Source organism: Streptomyces sp. NBC_00286 (assembly GCF_036173125.1).
GTDB lineage: Bacteria > Actinomycetota > Actinomycetes > Streptomycetales > Streptomycetaceae > Streptomyces.
Window position 1 is genome coordinate 6,377,660 of the sequence record NZ_CP108054.1, and the last position, 9,684, is coordinate 6,387,343.

The 9,684-nt window shown below is 63.5% G+C and carries 13 protein-coding genes and 1 pseudogene; 8 read left to right on the plus strand and 6 right to left on the minus strand.

Annotation, left to right across the window (positions count from 1 at the left end; translation table 11 throughout):
- The first annotated feature begins 409 nt into the window (after nt 1-409).
- A complete protein-coding gene (locus OHT21_RS29455; RefSeq protein WP_328771306.1) occupies nt 410-556 on the plus strand; it encodes a hypothetical protein in 147 nt (48 codons plus the stop codon).
- A gap of 35 nt (nt 557-591) precedes the next feature.
- On the opposite strand, the gene OHT21_RS29460 is transcribed toward OHT21_RS29455, so the two are convergent.
- Entirely contained in the window at nt 592-1,143 is a 552-nt protein-coding gene (locus OHT21_RS29460; RefSeq protein ID WP_328771307.1) for an N-acetyltransferase, read from the minus strand.
- A 39-nt stretch (nt 1,144-1,182) separates the two neighbouring features.
- Here OHT21_RS29460 and OHT21_RS29465 point away from each other — a divergent pair.
- From OHT21_RS29465 to OHT21_RS29480, 4 genes and pseudogenes are all read left to right on the plus strand, one after another.
- A pseudogene (locus OHT21_RS29465) lies at nt 1,183-2,037 on the plus strand (hypothetical protein); the annotation flags it as partial.
- Nucleotides 2,038-2,052: 15 nt separating this feature from the next.
- A complete protein-coding gene (locus OHT21_RS29470) occupies nt 2,053-2,316 on the plus strand; it encodes a hypothetical protein (protein WP_328774265.1) in 264 nt (87 codons plus the stop codon).
- Entirely contained in the window at nt 2,285-2,818 is a 534-nt protein-coding gene (locus OHT21_RS29475; RefSeq protein ID WP_328771308.1) for a DUF6879 family protein, read from the plus strand. The genes OHT21_RS29470 and OHT21_RS29475 overlap by 32 nt, the downstream gene beginning before the upstream one ends.
- A 25-nt stretch (nt 2,819-2,843) precedes the next feature.
- On the plus strand, nt 2,844-3,698 hold the full coding sequence (locus tag OHT21_RS29480; RefSeq protein WP_328771309.1) for a helix-turn-helix domain-containing protein: 855 nt from the start codon (nt 2,844-2,846) through the stop codon (nt 3,696-3,698).
- A 13-nt stretch (nt 3,699-3,711) separates the two neighbouring features.
- Here OHT21_RS29480 and OHT21_RS29485 read toward each other — a convergent pair whose 3' ends face one another.
- The 3 genes from OHT21_RS29485 to OHT21_RS29495 all read right to left on the minus strand — a co-directional run bounded on the left by OHT21_RS29485 (nt 3,712) and on the right by OHT21_RS29495 (nt 5,087).
- On the minus strand, nt 3,712-3,930 hold the full coding sequence (locus OHT21_RS29485) for a DUF397 domain-containing protein (protein WP_328771310.1): 219 nt from the start codon (nt 3,928-3,930) through the stop codon (nt 3,712-3,714).
- Between the two features lie 113 nt (nt 3,931-4,043).
- Complete coding sequence (locus OHT21_RS29490; protein ID WP_328771311.1) at nt 4,044-4,241, minus strand: DUF397 domain-containing protein; 198 nt, start codon at nt 4,239-4,241, stop codon at nt 4,044-4,046.
- A complete protein-coding gene (locus tag OHT21_RS29495; RefSeq protein ID WP_328771312.1) occupies nt 4,242-5,087 on the minus strand; it encodes a helix-turn-helix domain-containing protein in 846 nt (281 codons plus the stop codon).
- Nucleotides 5,088-5,304: 217 nt separating this feature from the next.
- On the opposite strand from OHT21_RS29495, the gene OHT21_RS29500 reads away from it, so the two are divergent.
- Nucleotides 5,305-5,937 carry an ATP-binding protein gene (locus tag OHT21_RS29500; RefSeq protein ID WP_328771313.1) on the plus strand — a complete coding sequence of 211 codons (633 nt, stop codon included), beginning with the start codon at nt 5,305-5,307 and terminating at the stop codon, nt 5,935-5,937.
- Here the strand turns inward: OHT21_RS29500 and OHT21_RS29505 are convergent.
- Nucleotides 5,934-6,683 (minus strand): HNH endonuclease, encoded by a 750-nt coding sequence (locus OHT21_RS29505; protein ID WP_328771314.1) that lies wholly within the window; start codon nt 6,681-6,683, stop codon nt 5,934-5,936. The genes OHT21_RS29500 and OHT21_RS29505 overlap by 4 nt on opposite strands.
- A gap of 161 nt (nt 6,684-6,844) precedes the next feature.
- Here OHT21_RS29505 and OHT21_RS29510 point away from each other — a divergent pair, with 161 nt between their 5' ends.
- Nucleotides 6,845-8,014: a DNA cytosine methyltransferase gene (locus OHT21_RS29510; RefSeq protein WP_328771315.1), complete on the plus strand. Its 1,170-nt coding sequence runs from the start codon at nt 6,845-6,847 to the stop codon at nt 8,012-8,014.
- Here OHT21_RS29510 and OHT21_RS29515 read toward each other — a convergent pair.
- Nucleotides 7,949-8,398 carry a very short patch repair endonuclease gene (locus OHT21_RS29515; protein WP_328774266.1) on the minus strand — a complete coding sequence of 150 codons (450 nt, stop codon included), beginning with the start codon at nt 8,396-8,398 and terminating at the stop codon, nt 7,949-7,951. The genes OHT21_RS29510 and OHT21_RS29515 overlap by 66 nt on opposite strands.
- 321 nt (nt 8,399-8,719) lie before the next feature.
- Here OHT21_RS29515 and OHT21_RS29520 point away from each other — a divergent pair, with 321 nt between their 5' ends.
- The gene (locus OHT21_RS29520) at nt 8,720-9,583 is read left to right on the plus strand and encodes an NgoMIV family type II restriction endonuclease (RefSeq protein WP_328771316.1); all 864 of its coding nucleotides are present in this window, start codon (nt 8,720-8,722) and stop codon (nt 9,581-9,583) included.
- Nucleotides 9,584-9,684: the final 101 nt, after the last annotated feature.

Sequence of the window (9,684 nt, forward strand, 5' to 3'; positions counted from 1 at the left end):
GTGCATCGTGGGCGGCCCGTGCCCCCTGTCGCGCAGAGCGCGAACGCGCAGGGGGAGGATGTCCTCCTGGTACTCAAACGAGCGATGTGTGAACACGACGAGGAGAAGTGCTCACGCCGTGGAACACCCACAACTCGACCGGCCAAGGAGGACGGGATGGGGCTCATGCTCTTCCCCAGAGACGACGACGTGACCAGCCCGGACATCTCCTGGTCCTACACCGGTTTCAACATGTTCAGGGAGTGGCTGGCCCAGGCCGAGGGATTCACCCTCGCCGAGATGAACGGCTTCGGCGGAGACCGTCCATGGACCAGCGTGTCCATGGACCAGCGTCTCCAGCACGCTGGCAGCGCTACTCGACCATCCAGACGACGACGGCCCCGACCTCACACCCGCCCAATGCGCGGCAATGCTCCCCCGGCTGGAAGCAATCGTGGACGAGCGGCGGCACGATGGCGGAGATCCCATTGTCCAACGACGCATCGATGACGTCCGCCGGCTGATCACTGTCATGAAGTTCTGCGTGGACAAGGACGTCGAGCTCATCTTCGGCTGACCACCGGACCGCAGAGCTGTCCCCGAGTCTGACGGTCACGCCCGGTGCAGCGGTTCGCGCATCATCGCGGCGAACACGGGGGAGTCGGGGAACGGCTGTTGCTCGCCGATCTTCTCGTACGCCCAACGCTCGTACACGGCCTGCACTTTGCCGTCTCCCGCTGTCGGGTTGACCAGCAGGGTGACCCGCTCTTCGCCTCTGCCCGCCAGGAGTTCCTCGTGGATGCGGTGCGCGAGGCCGGTGCCGCGCCACGGGCGCCGGATCACGATCTCGTTCAGCGCGAGCGTGCGCTTGCCCGTCTCGATCGTGTAGCCGTCGGGCAGCGGGGTGGTCATGGCTGTCCACCAGCGGGTGTCGGAGCCGAGCGGAGTGGCGTACGCGAAGCCGGCTGGCTCGGTGCCGTCGTACGCGATGACCGCTTCCCAGCCGGGTTCCGAACGGTGGCTGATCAGGCGCTCGTTGAAGCGTTCGGCGGTGTAGAAGGGCCCGGTGAGGCCCAAGTCGCGCTGACGGACCTCGACATGGATGTCCACGATCGTCTGCCGCACCGGATCGATGTCGGTGTAGTGCCGCAGCTCAAGGCTCACAGGGGCTCCTTTTCGGTTGGCGATTGATACGTTCCCTGTATGACGCTCTCGGCTTCTGTAACTCGATCCATCGACTTGCGAGTTGAACCGATCGATGCCGCTCTCGAGCACGTGGAGCAGTCTTTTCGAGTCCGCTTGGACCGGGACACGGTAGTGCGTAAACGCCGCTCGGTGGGCGCGCGAACAGACCGCGATACCTGGGTACGCATCGAGCGGCGAGGACTCGACAAGATCGGCGTACAGGGCTGGAACGGCACTGAGTGCGCCTCGCGTCTGGAAGGCATCGCTCAGCCTGCATGGCACGGATGTGTGGTCTGGCGAGACGCCGACCAGCCGGTGATGTGGCGGGCCGACGAGACCGACCTCCTCCCGGGGACACCGATCGGCACGGCAGTGCTGAGCGAGGCCCCGACACTGCCGGACGACTGGTGGCGGGCGTTCAACGCGTCGCTGGACGCGCTCGCGGCTCAAGACACGTCGCGCGTCGCTACGCCGGACACCGTCCCCATCACCCAGGCCATGGTCACCGAGTCCATCCGTAGCTTGTTCTCCGGAGACTTCGACACGACCGTTGAGCACGGGCTTCCTGCCCACGCGGACCTGAACTGGGCGAACATGACCGCTCCGAAGTTCTGCCTCTTCGACTGGGAGGACTGGGGGCGTGCGCCGCGAGGGCTGGACTCGGCTGCGCTGTGGGGGAGTTCTCTGGCCGTCCCGGCCCTGGCCAATCGCATGCGGCACGAGCGGCGCCGTGACCTCGAGAGCCGGGACGGCCAGTTGATGACGCTGTTCGTCTGCTCGAAGATCCTCGAACCGGGAGCGCACCCCGAAGATCCTCGACTGGGGCCAGCGCGCCGGATGGCGGAGCAGGTTGTGGCGGAGCTTCAGGCGGACGGACAGGAGGCCGCCATGCCGCTGCTGTTCATCGGGATCGATCCGAACACCGGAGACCACGAAAGCCCGACCGTCTGGGTTGACCAGGAGAACAAGGAACTCGTCCTCCAGGGTTGGAAGCCCGACGGTGCCCTCGAAGCGGAATGCGCTGCATTCGAGCTGCCGGGCCATGCCAAGGGCATTCCGGAGAACGAGGCCGTGATCCGTATCCCCGCCAGGATGGTGTCCGTGATCAGGGAGGCGTGCGATGCCGTCGAACGTGCCAACGGCGTTCACTGACCTGCTCGCAGGCTGCACACGCTCCGCCGTCCACCTGGAGATGCGCGACTCCTACGCGGTCGACTACGAGAAAGGCCCGTTCGCCGACTGGCGCGCGGGGTATCGCCACGATCCCGACGACCGGGCCTCATGGTGGCGACCGTGGCTGGACCTCGTCCAGGAGACCGTGAACCGAGGCGTCGTCATCCGGCGGGCGCGCATCATCTCCGAGCCCGTCAGCGAGTACACCGGCTTCCTGTACGACGGAACCTTCACGAACGTCGCCGCCGGCGAACAAGTCCGCTGGCTGCCCCGGCGCCGCTGCTCCGAACTCGCGCTGCCCGGCAACGACTTCTGGCTGTTCGACGACCAGGTCATCCGCTGGAACCACTTCGCCGGGGACGGCTCGTCACTCGGCGGCGAAGTCTGGGACGACGCCCCCGACGCGGCGAAGCTCTGTGCCGACGCGTTCGAAGCGGTCTGGACGCGGGCCATCCCGCACAGCGCATACGAAATCCACTGACAGCACACACTGGACAAGCCGGCTCATGCCCAAATCCCCGTCCTCGTCCGCTCAGGCCGCGCGCGAAGTCGTCGCCCGGCGGCTACGTGACCTCCGCAAGGGGGCGGGGCTGACGGTCACCGAGCTGGCCGACCGGTGCGGCTGGCACCACGCCAAGACGTCGCGCATCGAGAACGCCCTCACCGCACCGTCCACGAAGGACATCCGAGCGTGGACCACTGCCTGCGGCGCCAGGGATCAGGAGGACGACCTAGTCGCGCAGTCGCTCCACGCAGAGTCGATGTACACGGAGTGGCGCCACAAGATCCGCAGTGGTCTGAAGCAACTACAGGACAGCGCCGCCCAGTTCTTCCACGAGACCCAACTGTTCCGTGTCTACTCCTCATCCCTCGTACCGGGCCTCCTCCAATCCGAGGGCTACGCGGCCGGCGTCCTGGGCATCAGCGCCAACTTCCGTGAACTCCCCGTCGACGACAGCGCCGAAGCCGCCCGAGCCCGCGTCGACCGCTCCCGCGTGATCCACGAACCAGGCCACCGGTTCGTCCTCGTCGTCGAAGAGGCCGCGCTCCACTACCGCGTTACCGACGAGGAGGCCATGGCCGCCCAACTCGGCTACCTCCTCACCGTGGGAGCCCTGCCCCAGGTATCGCTCGGCATCATCCCGTCGGCGACTCGGGAACGATCTCAGTGGCCCCGAGAGACGTTCCACGTCTACGACGACAAGCTCGTATCGGTGGAACTCGTCTCCGCCCAGGTAAGGATCACTCAGCCCTCCGAGATCGCGCTGTACCTGAAGGCGTTCGAGCAGCTGAGGAGCATGGCGGTTTATGGGGCGGATGCGCGGGCCTTGATTCTGAGGGCGATCGAGGCACTGAACTGAGCACGTGTCGCGTTCAGCGCTCCTGTTCCGCCGCCCCCAAGGCCCGTACGAAGGCCTCCCACGCGTGCGCACGGATGGCGAGCAAAGGCCCGTCGGCGTTCTTGGAGTCGCGTACGAGGGCGCCGTCCGCGCCGTGGGCGCACTCGACGCATTCGCCTCCTGCGCCGTTGCTGTAGGAGGACTTGAACCAGGGAGAGGTGCGGTTGGGAGTGGGGTCTGTAGCGTTCATCATGCGTACTCCTTCACGATGGACTTGATCAGTTGGGCGAGGCGCTGCGGGAGAAAGCCTTTCTGATATCTGGCCTGGTCGGCGGAGTCTTTCCAACTGCCCACCCTCGGAGAGGTCTAGCCCAGCCGGGCAGCCAAGAACCTCCCCCACGCCTCCGCCGATATCGCGACGTGAGGATCCTCCGGCCGCTTGGAGTCCCGTACCAGCACGCCGGCCGGTACGAAGGCGGCCTCCACGCACTCGGTTGCGTTGGCGCCGCTGTACGACGACTTGAACCAGGCGTGGACCGGAGGGAGTTGAGGGGCGGCGGGCATTCATAGCTCCTTGCGGATGCGGTGGATCATGGAAGAGGAAGCCTCCATGTCCAACGCTTGTGCGCGGAGGTACTCGAACGCAAGTCGGTAACGCTCCAGCTCCTCGTCCTTCTCGAGGAACAGCGACCCAGTGTGGAAGTCCACGTACACGACGTCGAGGGTGGGTTCGCTGCCTCCGATGATCACGAAGCTTCCGAGGGCTGCGCCGTGGGCCCCTTTGGAGAACGGAAGTACCTGGAGCGTGATGTGCGTGGACTCGGTCGCTTCGAGGAGCCGGTCGAGCTGCTCCTTCATGATGTCCGGCGAACCGACGACGCGACGGATCACGGACTCATCGAGAATCGCCCACAGCCGAGGGGGCTTTGGCCGGGTGAGGATCTCCTGCCGCTTCATACGGATGTCCACGAGCCGCTCGATCTCGGTCGGCGCCAGGCGTACTTCGTTGGCCTGTTGCAGAGCCGTGCTGTAGCCGCGCGTCTGCAGGAGCCCGGGAACGTAGACGCAGGAGAAGTGGTCCTCGCGTACGGCCTCGTCCTCCAGCGTGAGCAGCAAGTTCATGCTCTCCGGGATGGAATCGGCGAAGGAACTCCACCAGCCCTGCTGCTTGGCGTCCTTGGCGAGACCGACAACTGCCGTACGTTCGGCATCTGTTGCCCCGTATTCGCGGCAGAGTGCGTCCACCACCAGCCACTTGACCGGTCCGGCCTGGGTCTCGTACCGGCTGATCGTGGCCTTGGAAGCGCCGACGAGCCGCCCGGCCTCCTCAAGGGTCAGCCCCTTGCGAGCCCGAAGTTTGCGCATCATCGCGCCCAGCTGACGGCGCCGTGTGGTGGTGCGGACCGACATGTGATTCCTCTCCGTGTGCGCCGGGCGCCCGCCCGGAGATGCCAATCAGGCTAGGCAGTACGGAAGTTGATGTACCAGCAGATTCACCCGATAGATTCTAGTGAGAAGTTACATGGCGAGACTTCTCTATGCCATGCTCCTCTACAGATCGCTACGCAGTGCAGTCGTGTGAACACGGCGGGCGCAGCACGCGCGTGGCATGGAGGGAGGAGTGGCCATGACCGGCTACGAAGTCACCGCACCCCGACTCCGCTGTGTTCTGCCCTTCGAGGCAGAGCCGGCGGAGGTGCCCCTGCTCCGCAAAGCCGTCGCTGCACAACTCGATCAGTGGGGAATGCGCGAGGCCGCCGAGGAGGCGGAACTGCTCGTCACGGAGCTGGCGACGAACGTCATCAAGCATGTGGGGGAGGGCACTTCGGCAACTCTGATCCTCGAGGTGCAGAGAGAACGGCTTCGGGTCGAGGTCCACGACAAGAGCCGCGAGATCCCGTCCCTGAGGACTGCCGATTGCGATGAGGAGTGCGGTCGCGGGCTGCACTTGCTCGCGGCTCTGGCTGTGGACTGGGGGACGGTCCTGTCGGCGGCGGGAAAGTCGGTCTGGTGCGAGGTCTCGCTGGATCACGGCCGCGACTGCCGACGGCTCGAACGGGCCGTCAGCGCGCTGGAGACCTACCAGGAAGCCTGGGGTGGGGTTGTCCTGCGCGGCGGCAGAAGGGAGACGGGGCTCGAAGAGTCGGCGGTGGAGCTGATCGCCGATCTCCTCCACTGGACTGCCGCTCGCGGAAGTGATCCGGACGGGATCCTTGAGCGGGCTCAGATGCACTACGAAGCTGATGCGGACGCGGCCTAGTGGGCGCCGTTCTGCCCGGACTTCCGTATCTCCTCCCGCAGGGCGTCTGGAGTGCGCCAGGATTCTCCGGGACGGCTCCTGTGGCACATGCGGTGGCAGTTGGCGCACACGCACGCGAGGTCCTTGAGCTTGGTCTTCCGGGTTCCGGAGATGTGGAGAGGGATGACGTGGTGGACTTCGATGTAGCCCTCGCCCAGATCTCCGTAGATGCGGGCGAAGTCGAATTCGCAGACCTCACACTCGAGTGGCCGCCCGTCGCTCCGGACCTGGTCGATCTTCTGCTTGCGCAGCTTGGGGTCCCGCTCGCGGGCGAGTGCCCGGCGTACGAGGAGTCGTCCCTCGATGGCTGTGAATCCTTCGTCGTCGACCTCGTCAGGCTGCTGGGGGAGGAGATGCAACTCGCCGGATCCGATGCCCTCTTCGATGGCCTGGGCAGCCTGGAGCATCTCGGACTCGCGCTCGGTGAACGCCTTGATCATCTGGAGAGTGGGCTCGCCGCACCGAGTGGGCCTACCGGGGTAGGGGCCGTAGTTCGTAGCGAAGTCCGTGGTCTTGCGGCTGACGCTGTTCGGCGACCGGAACTCGGGAAGGGCCAGCGTTTCCGGGCTGTGAATCGGCAGAGAGCGCAGCAGCTCGGACAGCTCCTGCACCTCCCGGTCACCGGTCCTCAGCTCACGCCAGCCGTTCTTCACGACGAGCGCTCCGGCCAGTACGAGTTCGTCTTCGGTCCACGCAGGGCTCTTCATGGGCAATATCGTATGAGTGTTCGGCATGGCGGAGGGTGCCTGCAGCGAAGGGTGGGGCGTGTTGCACACTTGGTCCGGTCTCGTTGTCAGTGGGGCCTGTCACCCTCAGTGAGGGCGGACTGCAAAGAGTGGCCGCCGGGCGGGCTTGTAAGGGAGGGTGCATGACCAGCACTGAGAGGCAGTTCACCTCGATTGAGATCTGTGCGGGTGCCGGAGGCCAGGCGGTTGGCCTTCATAACGCCAAGTTCAAACACCTTGCGCTGCTCGAGATCGATGAGCACGCGGTCGCTACCCTCGAGCGGAACGTGACGGGCAATCCCCAGTGGAGCGGCTGCAAAGTGCTCCATAAGGATCTCACCAAGATCGATCTACACGAGCTGCGACTGCAACTGGGGCTTGAGCGTGGAAACTTGTCTCTTCTCGCTGGAGGAGTTCCGTGTCCGCCCTTCTCCGTTGCCGGTAAGCAGTTGGGCGAGGACGACGACCGGGACCTGTTTCCCAAGATGCTCGAGATGGTTGACGAGTTCGACCCCAAGGCTGTAATGATCGAGAACGTGCGCGGGCTCATGGATGCCAAATTCGAGAAATACCGGAACTGGATTCTCGGAGAGCTGGATTCCATGGGGTACAAAAAGTGCTTCTGGGGTTTGCTGGAGGCGAAGGACTACGGTGTACCGCAGTTGCGCCCGCGTAGCATTCTGGTAGCGATGAAGCCTGAGGGTGCGAAGCATTTCAGGTGGGTAGAGCCCGAGCTGAAAAAGCCGAAGACGGTAGCCGACGCTCTATGGCGGACGATGCGAAAACGGTTCCAGGAGAGTGGTCACCCGGGCTGGGAGAGCGCCTATAAGGAATGGTTTAAGGACGCAAAGAAAGGCGTGGCCCCTACTCTCGTCGGAGGCTCCAAGAAACACGGGGGAGCCGATCTTGGGCCTACACGCGCGAAGAAGGCTTGGGCGAATCTTGGGGTATGCGGCTTGGGGGTCGCAAATGATCCAGAAGAGATGACTGACCCTGGCCGCGACCTCTTCGCTAAGAACGGACCCAAGCTCACCGTGGCTCAGGCTGCCATCATTCAGGGATTCCCCCAGAACTGGCACTTCGAAGGAAAGAAGACGGCTGCTTACCGGCAGGTTGGCAACGCTTTTCCGCCGCCTGTCGCAGAAGCTGTTGGGCGGATGATCTCAGCAGCGCTGAAAGCCGAAAAGGAAGAAAGGGAAGCCGCGCGCAGTGAGGACATCCAGCCGGTCACCGAGCTTCCTGTTCAGTCAGCTCTCTTTGGAGCGGAGGCGGCTGACTTCAGCGATGATCTTCAGAGCGCAGTCGCCGGGTGATTCATGCTCCCAAAAGCGGAGCACGTGCCAGCCTGCCTCCTCTAGGCGTTGGTCGGTGTCCCGGTCGCGAGTCATGTTCTTGACGACCTTCTCTGACCAATACCCGGAGTTCGTCTTCGGTGGTATGTAGTGCTCAGGGCATCCGTGCCAGTAGCAACCATCAATGAAGACAGCTACCTTCGCCGGACGGAAGACCATGTCTGCCGTCCGGCGAAGGTCCGGAAGGGGCCTGGCAGCGACCCGGTAGCGCAGTCCTTGTGCATGGACGAGCCGTCGGATCAGGCGTTCTGGTGTGGTGTCCCGGCTTCGGATGGCCTGCATGTTGCGGCGCCTGGCGGCAGAGGAAGCCCAAGACCCGTGAGGGGGAGTCCAGTTGTCAGACACGTCCGCTCTCCAAGTCGGTGCCAGTAGGCTCTGCGCCTGCGCGTGCAGTTGTGATGTCTGGTCTGAGGCCAGGAGCACTATATGCCAACGCCAGTCGGCGATGCGGGGATCGGACCGAGGGCCGGATGTTGCCCTTGCAACGGTACCGTCGTGGATCCACGAGCTTTTTGCGCGGAAGATGAGGATGCCCAAGAACCTTCCGTTGGTTCGTGCGGTCCCTCAGAATGAATATCGCTCTGGATTGCGAGTGAGCTGACCCCATCACCTACCTGCAGAAAACGCTCTGCGGTACCTTAAAAACAAGTCAGGAGTGTTTCTCGCGTGACAGCAGCGCTTACCGTGGCCAGGAATAATTTTCACAAGAATCTCGTAGAAAAGCACACCCTTTCACTGTCACCTGACAATGTGGCTTCAAATGCCGATAGCAGTCAAAGGACGAGTGTATCCATCGCATTGCGGATCGCACAGGATCTCTCCGCCCAGACTATTACAGCGAAACTCAAGGGGCAGCGAGCTGGAAAACAGTTCGAGGAGGCCGTGGAGGAGTTCCTGGCAGAGACATTCTCCTTCTTTCAGTCTCTCCGCCCGGGTGATTGGGCCATCGAGAATGTCGGCGGGTCGCGTGCCGAGTATCAAATCTCCAAGTACGAACCCTACACTCATCTGGCTGACCTAGCGAGTGCTATTAAGAACGACCGGACTCTCGCTTCCGTGCTGGGAAACTCATACGAAATCAGTCCTGATATTCTGATACTGCGAAAGCCCGAGTCAGACGAGACGATCAATCGCGATCACGATCTAGTAGACGCGACCTCTGGCCAATACGCTGTCATTAGGATGGCTAATCAGGAGCGACCCATCGTGCACGCTATAGTTTCATGTAAGTGGACCTTGCGCAGCGACCGCGCCCAGAATGCACGCTCGGAGGCCTTGAATGTGATCCGGAACCGGAAAGGACGAACCCCGCATATCGTGGTCGTCACCGGGGAGCCCTCGCCTTCCAGGCTGGCATCCCTAGCCCTGGGAACCGGCGACATCGACACGGTTTACCATTTCGCTCTTCCGGAACTAATCGGAGCAGTCAACGAAACCGACAACGACGAGGCGATCAGCATGCTTCACACCTTGGTCGCTGGTAAACGCCTCCGTGATATTAGTGACCTGCCGCTGGATCTAGCCGTCTAGAAGGCTGCTGAAAAACTTGTTGCGGGGCTGTCCGGCCGGAGGCCGGGCGGCCCCTTTCGTTATGCGGTGGCAGGGGCGAGGTGTCAGGTGGTGGTTGGTGC

Excerpts from the sequence above, each read along its gene's own strand:
- OHT21_RS29455 (WP_328771306.1), top strand. The coding sequence starts at position 410 with ATGCTCCCCCGGCTGGAAGCAATCGTGGACGAGCGGCGGCACGATGGC.
- OHT21_RS29470 (WP_328774265.1), top strand. The coding sequence starts at position 2,053 with ATGCCGCTGCTGTTCATCGGGATCGATCCGAACACCGGAGACCACGAA.
- OHT21_RS29475 (WP_328771308.1), top strand. The coding sequence starts at position 2,285 with ATGCCGTCGAACGTGCCAACGGCGTTCACTGACCTGCTCGCAGGCTGC.
- OHT21_RS29480 (WP_328771309.1), top strand. The coding sequence starts at position 2,844 with ATGCCCAAATCCCCGTCCTCGTCCGCTCAGGCCGCGCGCGAAGTCGTC.
- OHT21_RS29485 (WP_328771310.1), bottom strand. The coding sequence starts at position 3,930 with ATGATGAACGCTACAGACCCCACTCCCAACCGCACCTCTCCCTGGTTC.
- OHT21_RS29490 (WP_328771311.1), bottom strand. The coding sequence starts at position 4,241 with ATGCCCGCCGCCCCTCAACTCCCTCCGGTCCACGCCTGGTTCAAGTCG.
- OHT21_RS29495 (WP_328771312.1), bottom strand. The coding sequence starts at position 5,087 with ATGTCGGTCCGCACCACCACACGGCGCCGTCAGCTGGGCGCGATGATG.
- OHT21_RS29500 (WP_328771313.1), top strand. The coding sequence starts at position 5,305 with ATGACCGGCTACGAAGTCACCGCACCCCGACTCCGCTGTGTTCTGCCC.
- OHT21_RS29505 (WP_328771314.1), bottom strand. The coding sequence starts at position 6,683 with ATGAAGAGCCCTGCGTGGACCGAAGACGAACTCGTACTGGCCGGAGCG.
- OHT21_RS29510 (WP_328771315.1), top strand. The coding sequence starts at position 6,845 with ATGACCAGCACTGAGAGGCAGTTCACCTCGATTGAGATCTGTGCGGGT.